Annotated in this window: 8 protein-coding genes; 4 read left to right on the forward strand and 4 right to left on the reverse strand. The window is 61.2% G+C overall.

Annotation, left to right across the window (positions count from 1 at the left end):
• Window positions 1-3 precede the first annotated feature (3 nt).
• The 3 genes from BLT98_RS23000 to BLT98_RS23010 are packed head-to-tail and all read right to left on the reverse strand — an operon-like array spanning window position 4 to window position 3,925.
• Complete coding sequence (locus BLT98_RS23000) at window positions 4-1,113, reverse strand: ABC transporter permease (RefSeq protein ID WP_034782514.1); 1,110 nt, start codon at window positions 1,111-1,113, stop codon at window positions 4-6.
• A 9-nt stretch (window positions 1,114-1,122) separates the two neighbouring features.
• Complete coding sequence (locus tag BLT98_RS23005; RefSeq protein WP_034782513.1) at window positions 1,123-2,061, reverse strand: ABC transporter permease; 939 nt, start codon at window positions 2,059-2,061, stop codon at window positions 1,123-1,125.
• Between the two features lie 28 nt (window positions 2,062-2,089).
• Window positions 2,090-3,925 (reverse strand): ABC transporter substrate-binding protein, encoded by a 1,836-nt coding sequence (locus BLT98_RS23010; protein ID WP_244517647.1) that lies wholly within the window; start codon window positions 3,923-3,925, stop codon window positions 2,090-2,092.
• A 679-nt stretch (window positions 3,926-4,604) separates the two neighbouring features.
• Here BLT98_RS23010 and BLT98_RS23015 point away from each other — a divergent pair.
• The 3 genes from BLT98_RS23015 to BLT98_RS23025 all read left to right on the forward strand — a co-directional run bounded on the left by BLT98_RS23015 (window position 4,605) and on the right by BLT98_RS23025 (window position 13,367).
• A complete protein-coding gene (locus BLT98_RS23015; RefSeq protein ID WP_244517649.1) occupies window positions 4,605-7,334 on the forward strand; it encodes a TonB-dependent receptor in 2,730 nt (909 codons plus the stop codon).
• Between the two features lie 180 nt (window positions 7,335-7,514).
• The gene (locus tag BLT98_RS23020; protein ID WP_092611797.1) at window positions 7,515-10,190 is read left to right on the forward strand and encodes a TonB-dependent receptor; all 2,676 of its coding nucleotides are present in this window, start codon (window positions 7,515-7,517) and stop codon (window positions 10,188-10,190) included.
• A 357-nt stretch (window positions 10,191-10,547) separates the two neighbouring features.
• The gene (locus BLT98_RS23025) at window positions 10,548-13,367 is read left to right on the forward strand and encodes a TonB-dependent receptor (RefSeq protein WP_092611800.1); all 2,820 of its coding nucleotides are present in this window, start codon (window positions 10,548-10,550) and stop codon (window positions 13,365-13,367) included.
• A gap of 84 nt (window positions 13,368-13,451) precedes the next feature.
• On the opposite strand, the gene aroG is transcribed toward BLT98_RS23025, so the two are convergent.
• Window positions 13,452-14,516 carry a 3-deoxy-7-phosphoheptulonate synthase AroG gene (gene aroG, locus BLT98_RS23030; RefSeq protein WP_092612071.1) on the reverse strand — a complete coding sequence of 355 codons (1,065 nt, stop codon included), beginning with the start codon at window positions 14,514-14,516 and terminating at the stop codon, window positions 13,452-13,454.
• A gap of 484 nt (window positions 14,517-15,000) precedes the next feature.
• On the opposite strand from aroG, the gene BLT98_RS23035 reads away from it, so the two are divergent.
• On the forward strand, window positions 15,001-17,892 hold the full coding sequence (locus tag BLT98_RS23035) for a TonB-dependent receptor (RefSeq protein WP_244517651.1): 2,892 nt from the start codon (window positions 15,001-15,003) through the stop codon (window positions 17,890-17,892).
• The last annotated feature ends 91 nt before the right edge of the window (window positions 17,893-17,983 follow it).

Genomic DNA, 17,983 nt, shown 5'->3' on the forward strand with positions numbered 1-17,983 from the left:
CTCCTATTTCACTTTGGGGTCGAGCGCATCGCGCAAGGCATCGGTAAACAGCGAGAACGCCGTCACCAGCACGGCCATCGCCGTGGCGGCGGCTGTCAGCTGCCACCATTTGCCCAGGATCAGTTCATTTTGTGCCTCGTTGAGCATGCTGCCCCACGAGACGGTACCCACCGGCACGCCAAAGCCGAGGAAGCTCAAGATCACTTCCGCCTTGATGAAGCCCACGACCAGAATCGACATTTGCACCAAGGCAACGTGACTGACGTTCGGGAAGATGTGGGAAAACATCTTGCGCCAGTGCGAAGCGCCAATCGCGTCGGCCGCCATCACGTATTCGCGCGCCTTGTGCTTGATGTATTCGGCGCGGATCAAGCGGTACGGCCCCGTCCAGCCCGTCAAGCCCAGGATCAGCACGATGGTCAGCACGCCCTTCTGCTGCAGCACGGCCGCCACCGTCAAGATCATCAGGATGGACGGGATCGACGTGAAGATGCTGTAGAACCAGTTGAAGAAGTCATCGACGACGCCGCCAAAGTAGCCGGACACGGCGCCAAAAATCGTGCCCAGCACGACGGCCAGCAAGGCCGCCACCAGGCCCACGACGATCGATGTCTCGCCGCCCTTGACGGTTTTCTGCAGGATGTCATGGCCCCACTTGTCGGCGCCGAACGGCAGTGTTGCCGCCTTGTGCGTGACGAGTTTCTTGGCCTTGCCCATGCCGGCGCGCAAGGCCGTCAAGTCGTCGGCCAGCGGGTCCGTGACGCCGTACATCTCGACGCCAGCCGATGGATTACTGCCCATCTGGGCGCGCAGTTCGGCGATATCGTCGGCCAGCGGGTCGAGCACGTTGACGGGGGTGGGTGCGCTGCGCTCGTCCGTCACGGGCATCGCGCCATCGGCGGCGACATCCCTGTCGGCACCCACAAACGTGGGCGGCGCATAGCTGACGGCCACTTCGTCTTCCCAGTTCGAGGCGACCAGGCCGCTGGCGGACGCCAGCACCAGCAGGAAAAAGGCGCCGACCACGGCCAGCGATACCATTGCAATCTTGTCGCCGCGCAAACGGCGCCACGCCAGGGCCCACAGGCCGGGCGATGTATGAGGTTTCGACATCGTCTCTTTCTACTTCAGTTGTACGCGAGGATCGACCGCCTGGTACAGCAGGTCGGTGAGCAGGTTGAAGAGCATGGTGGCGGCGGCAACGTACACGGTGATCGCCTTGATCACCGGAAAGTCGCTGCGCTCGACGGCCAGGATCACTTCACGCCCGATGCCGGGGATGCCGAAAAAGCGTTCCAACAGGAAAGCGCCGATCAGCAGGGCCGGCAAGTTCGACATCACATAGGTAATGATGGGGATGCCGGCGTTGCGCAGCACGTGCACCCACATGATGCGGCCTTCCTTGAGGCCCTTGGCCCGCGCCGTGCGCACGTAATCCTGGTTGGCCTCGTCCAGCACGAAGGTGCGGAACAGGCGCAGGGTCGGCGCAATCGACACGGCCAGGCCGATGAGGATAGGCAGGGTGGAATAGCGCAGCAGGTTTTCCCAGAAGCTGTCACCCCAGCCCTGCACGGGGAACAGGCCCAGTTTATAGGCGAAGCCGTACTGGAAGACGATGATGTAGACGAGGATGGAAATCGACATGCCCACCGTGCAGGCGATCATGACGGCGCGGTCCGTCAGCGAGCCGCGCACGAAAGCGATGGCCAGCGCCAGCGCCACGCCAAAAAACGTTTCCAGCACGGTCAGCGGGATTAAGACCATCATCGACGGCCCCAGGCGCGACGTGATGATGTGCGACACGGATTCCCCCGTGGCCCAGCTCTGGCCGAAGTCAAACGTGACGATCTGCTTGATGAAGATCCACAGCTGCACATAATAGGGCTGGTCGACACCGAGCTGGCGGCGGATGTTGGCGATGCTTTCCGCACTAGACATCTTGCCGGCCAGGATGTAGGCGGGATCGCCGCCCACCCAGTTGAACAGGATAAACACCAGCAGGACCACGCCCAGCATGGTGGGCAGCATCTGCCACAAGCGGCGCAGGATATAAGCAAACATAATGATTCCTTGTTGTTATAAGCCGCGCTTATTTGCTGGCGGGAGCTGGAGTAACAACCGGCGTACCCGTGCTGTCGATATCCATGTACGCCCATTCCTGGAACAGGATCGGGTGCTTCTTGTAGCCCTGCACCGACTTTTGCGCCAGCATGTTGCGGTAGCGCGCATAGCCGATCAGCGCGCCCGCATTGACTTCCAGGCGGCGCGCCATCTTGTGGAAAAGCTCGTCGCGCTCGGGGCTGGCAGGCATGGCCTGGCTGGCCGCGTACCACTTGTCGTATTCCGGATCCTGGTAGCAGCCATTGTTGTTCTGGTGCGTGTTCGGACCATAGAACAGCTGCATGAAGTTGTCGCCGTCCGGATAGTCGGCCAGCCATGGCGCCGTGCGCGTCTGCATCTTGCACTGCTTTTCCGTTTTTAAAATGTCGGAAAAGATCATGCGGTCGTTTTCCATGCGGATGCCCAGCGAGTTGTAGGTCTTGCGCCACATTTCCGCCTGCAGCACGCCATTGGCTTCGTTGCGCGAAGCGTAGCGGATCAGCAGCGGCTTGCCGTCCGGCAAAGTACGCCAGCCATCGGCGCCCTTCTTGTAGCCGAATTTATCCAGCAGTTTGTTCGCCAGCACGGGATCGTATTGCAGCAGGGATTTGTAGTGCGGATCGTAGCCGACGACGCCGGGCGGGATCGGATAGTCGAGGCGCTTGGCCTGGCCATTCCAGATGATGCGGATTTCTTCATCGATATTGTGCGCCATGGCAATGGCGCGGCGCAGGGCGATCTTTTCCTTGCTGAAGCCGCCGAGGGTCGGGTCTTCCATATTCCAGTAGTAATAGCTGATCTCGGGGTCGAGCAGGCGCGACAGTTGCACGCCCTTTTCCACCAGTTCGGGACGCAGCTTGCCGTTCAGCAATGCTTTCGGCGCCAGCGGGCCGTCGAGCCAGAACACGTCCGTGCCGCCGCTCTGGAAGGACAGCCAGCGCGACTGGTCTTCGATCATCACGGAAATTTCGATGCGGTCGATGGCTGGAATGCGCTTGCCCTGCATCTGGCGCACGATGCGCTGGTCGTCCGGGTCGTCGCCGGCCATGAAATTCCACGTTTCCGGCAAGTGTTGCGGATTGCGGCTCAGGACGATGCGGTTGCCGCGCGTCCATTCACCCAGGGTGTAGTAGCCGGTGCCGACGGGATTCGAGCCTACTTCGCCCTTCACGTCGCCGTATTTGTCCACCACTTCGCGCGCCACGGCGGCTGTCGGCACGTAGGCGAGGATCATGGGGAAATTGAAATCCGTCTTGGTCAGCGTGATGCGCAAGGTGTACGGGTCGAGGATTTCCAGGCCGGCCACCTTCTTGTTGAAGTCCAGCTTGTTCGCCTTGGCCGCTTCCTTGGCCAGGTCATCCAGCCCCACCACCTTGCCTTCAAACAGCCAGCTGTGCGGCGAAGCGAGGCGCGGATCGAACAGTCGCTTCCACGAATACACGTAATCGGCCATCGTCAGTTCGCGGCGCTTGCCGCCAAACGCGGCGTCGGGCGTGAACAGGATGCCTTTTTTCAGACGGATGGTGTAGGTCTTGCCGTCGGCCGACACTTCCGGCATGGCGGCGGCCGCGCCGGGCACCACCTTGACGGGGCGCGCCAGGTAATCGTAGGTGTACAGGGTGTCGAAGACGGCCTGCGTGATGTGGTTCGAATACAGGTCGCGCGCGGTGGCCGGATCGAAGCCCGTCTCGGCGGCCGGCAGGATATAGCGCAAGGTTTTGACCGGCGCGGCCGCGGCGCTTGGGGCATCGGCGGCAACGGCCGCCAGCGGCAGGGTGGCCAGGCAGGCGAGCAGCGCCACGCGCCGCATCCATGGTGACTTCATGTAATACCCTTCATCTCGATTATCTGTCGCACCGTATTGGTGCGCTTGTACTGGCTTCCCCCTGGGATACAGGATTCCACCACCAAAACCAGTCCATCCTCGCAAGATCTATGCCTTGTTCATCGTCCGTCCCGTCCGCATGCAGGCGAGCTGGAAAAAGGCGTAACGATAACGCATATTTTGTTCGCCGGGCGAAAAGCCGCAGCAAGGGCGTGGCACGCAGCCACGCCCGCCTGCCTCGTGGAGGAAATCTTCCGCAGTGCAACAAAGGCGGCTCACCACCATGAAAAACCGACTTGGTAGAAACCCTTACGGCCCAGAATGACAACGGTTTTTATGGCAGTACGGAAAATATGCGGCGCAGTGCAACATTAAAATAATTGCACATATTGAAACACATCAACATTATAAAAAACACTGTTGTTTCCATGCTGAAAGAGCATGTGTGCGCGTTGACAAGGTTTCTCGGCAAGTGGTCTTATCGATGACGGCACTTATAAAAATGCCGCCTTATCCACAGCGATTGCCGACGCAGCAATCTTTATCACCCTGGCAAAGCTGTGCCGCACGAAGGCCAGCCGAGCTTACTTTCGGAGTTCAGAGAATGATGATGGAAACAGTGATATCCCGCTCCGTACGCCTGATTTTTTCGGGTAGCGTAGCAGCGCTCGGCCTTGGCATGATGGCTGCGCCGGCAATGGCGCAAGACGCCAATGTGCAACGTGTGGAAATTACCGGCTCGAGCATCAAACGGGCCACGGCCGAGACCGCATCGCCGGTACAGCTGATCACCCGCGACGACTTGATGAAATCGGGCAAGGCCACCGTCGCCGAATACCTGCAAACCCTCACCGCCGATGGCGCCGGCTCCCTGCCGACGGGCTTCGGCAACGGTTTTGCCGCCGGTTCCACGGCCATCTCGCTGCGCGGCCTGGGTGCCACCTCGACCCTGGTCTTGCTCAATGGCCGCCGCATGGCCCCGTTCGCGCGCGCCGACGACGGCCAGAAGAGCTTTACCGACCTGTCCACCGTGCCGATGCAGATCGTCGAACGCATCGAAATCCTCAAGGATGGCGCTTCGTCCACCTACGGCGCGGACGCCATCGCCGGCGTCGTCAACATCATCCTGCGCAAGGACTTCGAAGGCCTGACCCTGAAGGGCGACACGGGCATCTCCGGCGACAGCGACGCCAAACAGCACCGCGCCTCGCTGACCTTCGGCAAAGGCAACCTGGATACGGATAAATTCAACTTCGTCGTCAATGCCGAATACAGCAAATCGGACATGCTGATGAACAGCGACCGCGCCGGTCGCAAATGGATAGGCAAGGGCGACCTGCGCCCGTATGGCTATGCGATCAACACCCAGTTCGCCGGCGGCTACATCAATAGCAACAACGATGCGAATGCCGCGCCGACTGGCTTGATCCGCGACCCCGTCACCAACAACTATGTCTCCCTGCCCGGTTGCTCCACCTTGTCCGTGTCTTCGCCGCAAGATCCGAAAGGCGGCTGCGTGTGGCACCACGACCAGTTCCGTTCGATGCAGCCTAAGATCGAATCGGTCAACCTGTACACGCGCGGTACCTGGCAAGTCAATGCCGACACCCAGGTATATGCGGAAGCGGGCTACTCGAAACGCGATACGGCGTTCACCATGATCCCGCCATCGGTCACGCCCACCGTCGCCTTCCCGCCGAATGCCGGCAACAAGGCGGGCGTCATCAACTACGCTAGCGGCAGCGGCACCAGCATCGTGCTGGCGGCCAACCACCCGCAAAATCCGTATGGTGTGCCGGTGCGCGTGCGCTACCAGGCTTTCGACGTCGGCCCCAGCACGCGCAAGGCCAACAACGAGTTCAACCGCATCGTGCTCGGCGTCAAGGGCAACGCCATGGGCTGGGACTACGATGCCGGCTATACGCATTCGGAATCGAAGCTGCACCTCGATTACAGCAACATGCTGAACATGGCCGTTGTCAGGGATGCCCTGGGCGATTCCAGTCCAAAAAACCCGTATTTCCCATACTACATCGGGGCGCAGGCAAACAAGAATCCCGCCTCGCTGTACGCGGCCATGGTAACGAACGCCACCTCCGATTCCACGACCAAGCTCGACATCATCGACGTCAAGGCCACGCGCGAACTGATGCAGTTGCCGGGCGGTGCCCTGGGCTTGGCCGTGGGCGCGGAACACCGTCGCGACAAGCTCGACAATCCCTCCCTGACGGGCACGGAAGACGGCTCCATCAACGCCAGTTACGTGGCGGCCAAGGGCGCCAGCAAGGTCTCGGCCGTGTTCCTCGAAGTGCTGGCACCCATGATCAAGACGGTGGAACTATCGGGGGCCTTGCGTTACGACAAATACGACCGTTTCTCGTCGACCACGCCGAAACTGGGCGCCAAGTGGACGCCGCTGAAAACCTTCGCCGTGCGCGGCACGTATTCGGAAGGCTTCCGCGCCCCAGGCCCCGCCGAAAGCAATGCCGATTCGCAATCCACGGGTACCTCGACCGTGACCGATCCCGTGCGCTGCCCTGGTGGCAACCGCCTGCCGGGTGCCAATGCCAGCGACTGCGAACTGCAAGTGGCGGCCGTCAAGGTCGGCGACCCCAGCCTCAAGCCGGAAAAATCCAAGGGCTACACCCTGGGCCTGGTGTGGGATCCGTTCAACGATACCAGCCTGTCGCTCGATGCCTGGAAAATCAAGCGTGAAAACGAGATCAATCCGCTGCCGTACAACGAAGCGGCCGCCCTGCCGACCGCCATCCGTTCCGACAACAACCTGACCATCAATGGCGTCGTCACGCCGAACACGGGTACTTTGCTGATCACCAAGGCACCGTACCGCAACTCCAGCTTTACGGAGATCAAGGGTATCGACCTGGACGTCAAGCAGCGCGTGCGCCTGGGCGACTACGGCCGCGCCACGTTCGGCCTGACCTGGACCCACATCGCCTCATGGGTGCGGGCCGAGTCGTCCACTGTGCGCTACCAGTTCGCCGGCACGCACGGCAATTGCGATACCTCCAACTGCGCCGGCACGCCGAAGGACAAGATCAATCTCACCGGCTCGTGGGACCTGGGCAACTGGAACGTCAGCGGCGTGCTGAACTACCGTTCGGACATGAAAAATATCAAGTTTGAAGGCGACCCTTGCGCTTCCAAACTGGCGAACGGCACACCGGCGCCAAACGGTTGCAAGCTCGCCTCGTTCACCACGCTCGACTTGTCCTCCCGTTGGAACGTCAACAAACAGTTGCAACTGTTTGCCTCGATCAACAACGTGACCGACAAGATCGCGCCGCTCGACCCGCTGACCTACGGCGGCATGAGCTACAACCCGATGGATGCCAGCGGCGCCATCGGCCGCTACTTCAAACTGGGCGCCAGCTACAAGTTCTTTTAAGCTGGCACAGGCATCCTGACGCGAGGCGGTGAGCAATCACCGCCTTTTTTTTCGTCGGCGACTGTGGCGCCAGTTCACTCATCCACACGCCTATTGCGCCAGCGCAAACCTTATCTCCTGCGCGCCTGTAAAACTCCCTTGCAAGCCACTTGGCCCATGACCATGCCACAGGAGTGTCAGATGACGCAAACCCGCAGTCCCTCCCCTACCTTGCGCCTGCTGTGCGCAGCCTTGCTCGGCGCGTTTGGCCATGCGGCCATGGCGCAGGAAACCGACGCAGCCGGCACGCCCACCATGCAAAGAGTCGAAGTCACCGGTTCCTCCATCAAGCGCCTCGTCTCGGAAACGGCGACGCCCCTGTCCATCTTCAAGGCCGAGGATTTCGCCAAGCAGGGCTTGACGACGGCCCAGGAAGTGCTGGGCAGAATCCCCTCGAATGCGTCGAGCATGGGCAGCGGCAATGCCGTCGGCGGCAATACCAGCGGCTTGCCCACGGGCGGCCAGGCCAGCGCCGACTTGCGCGGCCTGGGCGGCGACAAGACGCTGGTGCTGCTCAATGGCCGGCGCATCGCCAACCATCCGTATGACGGTGCCAGTGTCGACCTGAACATCATTCCCATCGCCGCCCTGGAACGGGTCGAAGTGCTGCGCGACGGCGCCTCGGCCATCTACGGCACGGACGCCATCGGCGGCGTCATCAATTTCATCACGAAGCGCTCCGTCAACGTCACGAATATCACCGCCGAGGTCGTTGCCCCACAGCACAAGGGCGGCGGCGAGCACCGCATCAACCTGTCGACGGGCTATGGCGAGCTCGACACCGATGGCTACAATATTTTTGGCGTGCTCGACTATCACAAGCAAAAAGTGCTGACGTCGCAAGACCGCGCCTTCTCGGCCACCGGCATCGTTCCCTCGCGCGGCCTGTCCATCACCAGCGGCACGACTTTCCCCGGCAATTACTTCGATGCGGCGGCCAACGGCGGCGACGGCCTGGCTGGCAACCCCTACGCGGCCAGCGGCTGTCTGCCGCCGCTGTCGGTGCCGGCCGTGCCGGCGAATGGCACTTGCCGCCAGGATTACACGCGCCAGATTGACGACTTGCCGGCCCAGCAACAACTGGCGTTCTTCGGCAAGGGCGCCTTCAAGCTCGGTGGCAACCACCTGGCCACGCTGGAATATCTGCATTCGGAAAACAAGGTCAAGGCGCGCACGGCGCCGCCGCCGCAAACGGGCTTGATCCTGCCCAGCACCAGCCCCTACTATCCGGGCAATGCGGGTGGCGTGCCAGCCCAGCCAGGCTTGTCGGGCCAGCCCCTGAGCGTCAACTGGCGGCCCGTCGAGGCAGGCCAGCGGCAAATCGATTCCACCGGCAAGGCCGACCGCCTGGTGCTGGCGCTGGAAGGCGAACTGGCGGGCTGGGATTACAAGACGGCGCTCAGCCATGCGATCAGCAAGTCGTCGGAAAAGTTTACGAACGGCTATGTGCAGGATGCGGGCTTTGCCGCTGGCGTGCTGAACGGCATCCTGAACCCGTTTGGCGTGCAGGATGCGGCCGGCAAGGCTTACCTGGCCAGCACGGCCCTGCGCGGCGAAGTGCAGAACGCCAAGGTCACCACCACGGGTGTCGACCTGAAGGGCAGCCGCGATCTGATGCAGCTGGCCGGCGGCCCGCTGGCCATCGCGCTCGGCGGCGAAGTGCGGCGCGAAAAGGCCGACTTCAACGTGAACCGCGATATCGCCGGCCAGGCCGCCAGTTCCGGCTTGTCCGGCTCGCTGTCGAAGAGCGGCGCGCGGACGATCCAGGCCGTCTTCGGCGAAATCAACTTGCCACTGATCAAGGACCTGGAAGTGCAGCTGGCCGCCCGTTTCGACCATTACAGCGACGTGGGCAGCACCACCAATCCCAAGCTGGCCCTGCGCTACCAGGCCAGCAGCGCGCTGGTGCTGCGCGGCTCGGCCAGCACGGGTTTCCGCGCCCCCACCCTGTTTGAAAAGAATGCGCCGCCGTCGAAGAACGATACCAACGATAGCTATGACGACCCGATCTTGTGCCCCGGTGGCGTGCCGCAGCCCGGTGCCAATCCCTTGCGCGATTGCGACTTGCAGCAGTTCAAGCTACAAGGCGGCAATGAAAACCTGAAACCGGAAAAATCCACCACCTTCGCCTTCGGCCTGGTGCTCGAACCGGTGAAGGAAGTGACGGTGGCCATCGATTACTGGAACATCCATCTGAAGGACAAGATTGCATCCTTGCCCGAGCAATCGATCTTCGGCAACTATGAGAAATACAAGGCCTTGTTCCTGCGCAATCCCGACGGTTCGCCCTACGCCATTCTCGACCTGAACGACAACCTCGGCGAAGTGAAAACGGACGGCATCGACGTCAGCCTGAATGCGCGGCTGGGACGCGGCGAGTATGGCGATGTCAGCGTATCGGTCGACGGCACGTGGACCCGCAAGTACGACTACCAGAACGAGCGCGGCGGCGCCTTCATCGCCAACGTGGGCCGCTATGCGGACAACAATCCCGTGTTTCGCTGGAAGCATACGGCGGCGCTGAACTGGCGCAAGGGTAACTGGGGCGCCACATTGTCGCAATCGTTCAAGTCCGGCTACACGGACCAGAATCTGGTCGCGCCGCCATACCGGCACGATGTGCCCTCGTACAGCCTGCTTGGGCTGTCGGGCAGCTATGCCTGGAAAGGCTTGCTGCTGACGGCCGGCGTGAAGAACCTGCTGGACAAGGAGCCGCCGTTTTCGAACCAGGGCACCTTGTTCCAGAAAGGCTATGACCCGCGCTATACGGACCCGATCGGGCGCGCCTGGTACCTGCGCGGCAGCTATACGTTTTAAGGGGAGAAATTCAGATCGGCAAATAAAACAGGCAGCGCTGGCAACAGCGTACCAGCAACAGAAAAGCGGCGCCATCAGCGATGATGTGCGCCGTTTTATTTTACGCATCTGAGCAAGTCTGACAAGGGTTCGCGATACTTTATTACTGAAGGATTATAAAAAAAACAGGGAAATGTTGCATTTCGTCCAAAAAGTCCGCGCGAAATTGACAATCTGAATCGTGAATGTTTTGATGAGGACCCTGAAAATTTACAGAATTTTCATTGGTGGATTTTCAAAAAGGCAAATAAATTGTTGGTTAGCAACAAGTTATTTCAAAATAATTGCCGCCTTTATCACAATAACAAGGAATTTCAGATGATGATAGAAAATGTAATATCGCGGTCGCTGCGCCTGATGTTTGCAGGCGGCATGGCCCTGAGCATGCACGCCGCGTATGCACAAGAAACAACAGATGGCACCATGCAGCGCGTGGAAGTCACCGGTTCGAGCATCAAGCGCATCGCTTCCGAAGCGTCGCTGCCGGTGCAATCGTTCAACCAGAAAGACATCAAGAAAACTGGCGTCAGCACGGTCACCGATTTCATCCAGCAAATCCCCGCGATGCAGGGCTTCTCCGTGGCCGCCGATTCGGTGGGCGGCGGCGGTGGCGGCGTCACCACGGCATCGATCCACGATATCGGTGCAGCCTACACGCTGGTGCTGCTGAACGGCCGCCGCATTGCGCCGTCCAATTCGGGCACCACCATCGACCTGAACTCGATTCCGCTGTCGGCCATCGAACGCGTGGAAGTGCTGACCGACGGCGCCTCGGCCCTGTATGGCGCCGACGCCATCGCCGGCGTGGTCAACTTCATCCTGAAAAAAGGCGCATCGCCGCTGGAAATCAACGCCAAGTACTCGCGTCCTGAAGAATCGGGCGGCGCCAGCAACTCGTTCTCGATCAGCAAGGGCTTCGGCGACATCGACGACGACGGTTACAGCATCTTCGTGTCGGCCAGCCATGACGAGCAAAAATCGCTGAAAGCATCGCAGCGCAGCTTCGCCAAGAGCGGCATCATCAATTTCACGGACCCGAAAAACGGCCAGAAATTGCAGTTCATCAATGGGTCCTCGCGCTCCGCGCCAGCCAACGCCACCGTCGATTACAACGCCATCGACCCTGCCACAGGCAAGACCGTCAGCAAGTCCGTCAACCTGAATCCCTATGCGCTGGCCAACGGCGGCAAATGCGCCGCCAGCAATATGGACTTCTATGGCGACGGTAACTGCTATTTCGATTCGCCATCGACCATCGAAATCAATCCGGAATCGAAGCGCGACTCGCTGTTCAGCTCCGGTAGCGTCAAGCTGGGCAATACAGGCTTCCAGGGCTTCTATGACCTGGCCTATACGGAAGCGCGCATCATCGCCAGCATCGCGCCGTATCCGGCCGACTTCTCGGTCCCCGTCGGCTCGCCGCTGTTCAATAAATACCTGGCACCGGGGCTGACGCCGGAACAACTGGCCAACGCCACGGGCGCCATCGCCAAATACCGCCTGTCGGAAATGGGCAACCGCGTATATGACTATGGCACCAAGGCCACCCACATCGTCGCCGGCATCGATGGCAACGCGTTCGGCTGGGATATCAACTCGGCGGTGACGTACTCGAAAAACAAGCAGACGCAAGACTACGTCAGCGGCTTCCCGCTGTCGGACAAGTTTGACGCGCAAGTGGCTGCCGGCAATATCGACCCATTCGCCTACCCCGTCGGCAGCATGCCCGATTCCATGCGCCAGGCCCTGCTGGGCACCGGCTTCAGCGGCACCTACAACACGCAGACCGTGGAAATGAAGGGCATCGACGGCCGCGCTTCGCGTCCTGTATTCTCGCTGCCAGGCGGCACCGCGATGCTGGGTATCGGCGCCGACTACCGCAACACCTCGTACAAGGTGCAACAGGCGGACGTCGCCAAGCAGGCGCAGATCCTGTTTGACAATCAGCAAGTCGACAGCGAATACGCACGCGACAACGCCGGCGCGTATGCCGAACTGATGCTGCCGATCTCGAAGAAACTGGAAATGACGGGCTCGCTGCGTTATGACCAGATCGGCGCCATCGATGACAAGCTGACGGGCAAGACGGTTGGCAAGAAAGAAAACGCCACCACCTGGAAAGTCAGCGGCAAATACTCGGCCGCCAAGAATCTGATGTTCCGCGCTGCTGCCGGCACCGGCTTCCGCGCTGCCAGCATGCAGGAAATCGCTGGTCCATTGGAAGACTGGGGTGTTACCGGTGGTAACTATCAATGCCCGCTGACTGCAGCCAACGGCATGGGCGGACATCCGCTGGCCAGCTACTGCAGTGGCGTGGGACGCCAGCAGTTTGAAGCCTTCCAGGGCGGCAATCCTGACCTGAAGCCGGAAACGTCGAAACAGTGGAGCATCGGCACCGTCTTCGAACCGATCGATAGCCTGTCGATGTCGTTCGACCTGTGGAACGTGGAAATCCGCGATCAGGTGACGGCCGTGTCGGAAGGCCTGATCTTCAACGATCCAGCCAAGTACGCCAACCTGTTCACCACCAAGCACATCAGCTCGACGGGCAAGGATGTGCTGGCCATCAAACTGCTGCCTATCAACATCGGCAAAGTAGAAAACCGCGGTATCGACTACGACTTCACCCACAAGATGAAGCTGCTGGACGGTCGCCTGACGAGCCGCCTGATGGGTACCTACCTGCTGCGTTCGCGCTACACGACGCCAGGCACCGATGATCAATGGGAAACCAGCCTGAACCGCTACGGTTCGAACGACAAGGTCAGCTTCCGCAACATCATCCGCGCCAGCACCACGTATGAGACGGCCAAGTTCACGCATACGCTGAGCGCCAGCTACCGCAACGGCTACACGGACAAGGAACAGACGGCGGATGACTGCGCCGTCATCGTGGCCGGCAGCCCTGGCGAATGCTATGGCATCCAGCTGGAAGTGCCAAGCTACACCACGTTCGACTTCCAGACGGCTTACCGTCCTTTGAAGAACGTGGAAATCACGGGCGGCATCCTGAACCTGTTCGACCGCAACCCGCCGTTCACACTGCGCAACACGGGTTCGCATCAAGTGGGCTACAACCCATCGTACTCGAGCGCCCTGGGCCGCCAGTTCTATCTGAGCGGTTCCTACAAGTTCTAAGCTGATTGCATCTGCTCTCGGCTGAAAACTGAAAAATCCCGGAAAGCTTAGCTTTCCGGGCTTTTTTTCATGCTGCGCGCCACGTTATTCCGCGTCGCCCTGCAAGCGGCGCTGCTTCACGGCCGCCGCCAGGTTTTCCAGCACGGCCACGCTGGCGCTCCAGTCGATGCAGCCATCCGTGACAGACTGGCCATAGATCAATTCCTTGCCCGGGATCAAATCCTGGCGTCCCGCCACCAGGTGCGATTCCACCATCACGCCAACGATGCGGCCATCGCCCGCCGCCACCTGGCTGGCGATGTCGGCGCACACGGGGATCTGGTTTTCCGGTTTTTTCGAGCTATTCGCATGCGAGGCGTCGATCATCAGGCGCGCCGCCAGGCCTTGTGCCGCGATGGCCTTGCACGCCTCGTCCACGCTGGCCGCGTCATAGTTCGGGGTTTTCCCGCCGCGCAAGATGATGTGGCAATCCTCGTTGCCGTTGGTCGAGACGATGGCCGAGTGGCCGCCCTTCGTGACGGAAAGAAAATGGTGCGGCTGCGAGGCGGCCTTGATGGCTTCCACGGCGATCTTCACATTGCCGTCCGTGCCATTCTTGAAGCCGACCGGACAGGACAGCCCCGACGCCAGCTCGCGGTGCACCTGCGATTCCGTCGTGCGCGCGCCGATGGCGCCCCAGCTGATCAGGTCGGCGATGTATTGCGGGCTGATCACGTCGAGGAACTCGGTGCCAGCCGGCAAACCCAGCTCATTGATATCGCGCAACAATTCGCGCGCCATGCGCAAGCCGTCGTTGATGCGGAAGCTGTTGTCCATGTACGGATCGTTGATCAGGCCCTTCCATCCCACCGTGGTGCGCGGCTTCTCGAAGTAGACGCGCATGACGATTTCCAGTTCGCCCGCGAAACGCGCGCGCTCCTTGACCAGCAGACGCGCATATTCCATCGCCGCCTTGGTATCGTGGATGGAGCAAGGCCCAATCACCACCATCAGGCGGTCGTCCTGGCCATGCAGGATACGGTGCAGGGCAATGCGGGCGCTGGCAGCGGTCTGTTCGGCTTGCTCCGAGCAGGCAAATTCGCGGATCAGGTGGGACGGCGGGGTCAATTCCTTCATTTCGCGAATACGCAAATCATCGGTGCGGGGCATCATTTTCTCCAAAATTTAAGGATGGGTAAAACATCTGGGTAAAAAAAAACCGCCATGAGTGGCGGTTTTTTAGAATTTGCTGGGATCTCGTTTTGCTGCTACGTGAACCGACCGCTACTCCACCGCCTTTGGGTTGGAATTGCTAAAGTAAAAATAAGCGGTAAAAAAGTGGCGAGCGAACATGCGAGTCATCCGTAAGTGATGAACGACTATAAACCTAAATTGCAAGGGTTGGCAAGCATATTTGTCGGCAAAGCCGCATGCCACCGCCGTTTTACACTGCACAACACGCAAAAAAGCATAAAAAGTTGCGCGCCATGACTCTCGCTGTGCATCTGCGCTGTGACTCTGCATACCGGACGCCACCGCTGTGTCCGTCGTGGCAACCACGCCACGCCAGCCATTCTATCGACGACAAGCGGGGCACTACTTGATCTAGATCAATTCCAGCGTCGCGGGACGGAGAAAACTCAAGGACGTATCGATGACCTTTGACTGCCTGACCTTTCCGGAGAACCGCATGATCCCGACACCATCCTTACAGTCCACCACCTTTTCACCACCCAGACTGGGCCTGGCACTGGCCAGTGCGCTGCTGAGTCTACCCGTCCTGGCGCAGGAGAATGCCGCACCCGCGCCCCTGCAGCGCGTGGAAATCACCGGCTCGAACATCCGCCGCGCGCAGGCTGAAACGGCTTCGGCCGTACAAACCCTGAACGCGGCCGACATTGAAAAGTCGGGCAAGTCCAGCGTGGCCGAACTGCTGCAGACCCTGGCCGTCGACAACCAGGGTTCCGTGCCCACGTCCTTCGGCAACGGCTTTGCCGCCGGCGCTTCCGGCGTGTCGCTGCGGGGCCTGGGCACGGCCTCGACCCTGGTCTTGCTGAATGGCCGCAGGGTGGCGCCGTATGGCCTGGCCGACGATGGCCAGAAAGTGTTTGCCGACCTGAACATCATTCCCCTGGAAGCGGTGGAACGGGTGGAAATCCTCAAGGATGGCGCCTCGGCCATCTACGGTTCGGACGCCATCGCCGGCGTGGTCAACGTGATCCTGCGGCGCGACTACCAGGGCACGGCCATCAAGGGCAATTACGGCAAGACCAAGGAATGGGACGGGCGCGACGCGCGCGCCGCCATCACGCACGGCTTCGGCGACATCGACAGCGACCGCTACAACGTGCTGCTGAATCTCGAATACAGCGAAAAGGCCGCCATCTGGAACCGCGACCGGGCCGGGCGGGGGGCCGTCGGCCGCAGCGACTTGCGCGACCTGGGCTTCAGCGCGCAGGAGTCGCTCAGCGGCGCGGGCGCCATCACCACCAACAATGCGGCCGGCAGCGCCGTCAACGGCAATGTGCGCAATCCCGACACGCTCGATTACTACAACCGCGGCAATCTCGCCGGCGCGGGTTTTACGCGCGCCTTCCCCGGCGCCGCCTGCGGCAACTTCACCACGCATCCACAAGGCGACCCGGGCGGCGGCTGCCTGACCGATGCTGCGCAACAATACGGCCAGATCCAGCCGAAACAGAAGAACATCAATTTCTTTGGCCGCGCCGCCTGGCAACTGACGCCAGCGTTGCAGACGTATGCCGAATTGAACGTATATCACAGCGAATCGCACTCGGCCACCACGCCGTCGACGGTCAGCGGCTCGGTCGGCTACCCGGGCGGCCCTGTCAGCAATGCGGGCGTGTCGCTCGGTGCCGCCCACCCGGACAATCCGTATTTCGGCACGGCGGCGCGGCTGCGCTACCTGGCCGCCGACGTGGGGCCGCGCCTGTCGGAAGTCAATTCCACCTTCACGCGCTTTATCGCCGGCATCAAGGGCGCGGTGGCGGGCTGGGATATCGACAGCGCCTTGCTGTACTCGCAGAACAAGGTGACGAACGACTTGAACGGCTACCTGCAGCGCGACGTCGCCTTCGCCCTGCTCAACCCGACTACCGCGAATGTGGCGGCGGCCAGCCTGAACCCCGCGTATGCGGCCCTGCCGGCCGGCAGCCTGTGGCGCATCGCGGAAAACGCGGGCCTCAACTCAGCCGAGCTGTACGCGGCCCTGTCGCCGCGCATTTCCAACGATGCCAAGACGCATATCGCGCAGATCGACTTCAAGGCCAGCCGCGAGGTGGCCAAGCTGGACGGCGGCGGCCTGGGCGTGGCCGTGGGTGCCGAATTCCGCCACGAATCGACGGAACTGAAGCCCACCACGGGCACGGAGCGGGGCAATATCATTGGCCTCGGCTATTCCGCCTACAAGGGCAGCCGCAATGCCTCGGCCATCTATGCCGAGGTGCTGGCGCCCGTGCTGAAAACCGTGGAACTGTCGGGCGCGCTGCGCGCCGACCATTTCACCGACGTGGGCAATTCCTATACCCCGAAAGCGGGCGTGAAATGGACGCCTGTGCGCGAACTGGCCCTGCGCGGCACCTTCGCCAAGGGCTTCCGCGCCCCCAGTGCGGCGGAAAACGGCGTCGGCGGCCTGGCCGCGTTTTCCACCGCCAGCGATCCGCTGCGCTGCGGGATCGGCGTGGAGGTGGCTTGCGATCCCGCCTCCATCGCCGTCATCACGTCGCCCAATCCCAAGTTGTCGCCCGAGCGTTCGCGCAGCTATTCCGTGGGCGCCGTGTGGGACCCGCTGCCGCGCACCAGTATTTCCGTGGATCTGTGGCAAATCCGCCGCAAGAATGAAATCAACCAGGAGCAAACGGACACCGCCATCGCCGAAGGCCATGTGGCACGCGACCCTTCGACGGCCACGGGCATCGCCGGCGATCCGGGTGCCATCACGGCCGTGCTGGCCAATTATGTGAATTCGGCGCAAACGACGGTGCGCGGCATCGATATCGACGCACGCCAGCGCTTCAGCCTGGGCAGCGACTATGGCAGCCTAGTGTTCGACCTGAAATGGACGCACTTGTACAAATGGCTGCGCACGGAGCAGGATGGCACGCAACGCGATTTTGCCGGCACGCATGGCAATTGCGATGTGTCCAACTGCATGGGCACGCCGGACGACCGCATCAACCTGGGTGCCACCTGGGAGCGCCAAGACTGGCGGGTCACGGCCAACGTCAACTACCGCGCGCCGCTCGACAACGTGCTGTTCAAGAATGATCCGGACGGCTGCGCCACGCATTTCGCCGACGGCACGGATGCCCCTCGCGGCTGCCGCATCGCCTCGTTCACCACGGTGGACCTGACGGCCCGCTGGCTGGCCACGCCCAAGCTGGAAGTGTTTGCAACGGTGCAAAACCTGTTCGACAAGATCGCCCCGCTCGATCCGCTCACGTATGGCGCCACGGGCTACAACCCGCTCGACTACGCGGGCGCGGCGGGACGCTTCATCAGCGCGGGGGTGAAGTACAAGTTCTGAATTTCGTCATATTTTCAACGTATCAGGCGTTTCAGGAACCGTAGCGAGCAAGCCCAATATTGGGTTGAGTAGCACAGCTGTACTTCAGGTA

Source organism: Janthinobacterium sp. YR213 (assembly GCF_900099875.1).
In the GTDB taxonomy this organism is placed as follows: Bacteria; Pseudomonadota; Gammaproteobacteria; order Burkholderiales; family Burkholderiaceae_D; genus Janthinobacterium; species Janthinobacterium lividum.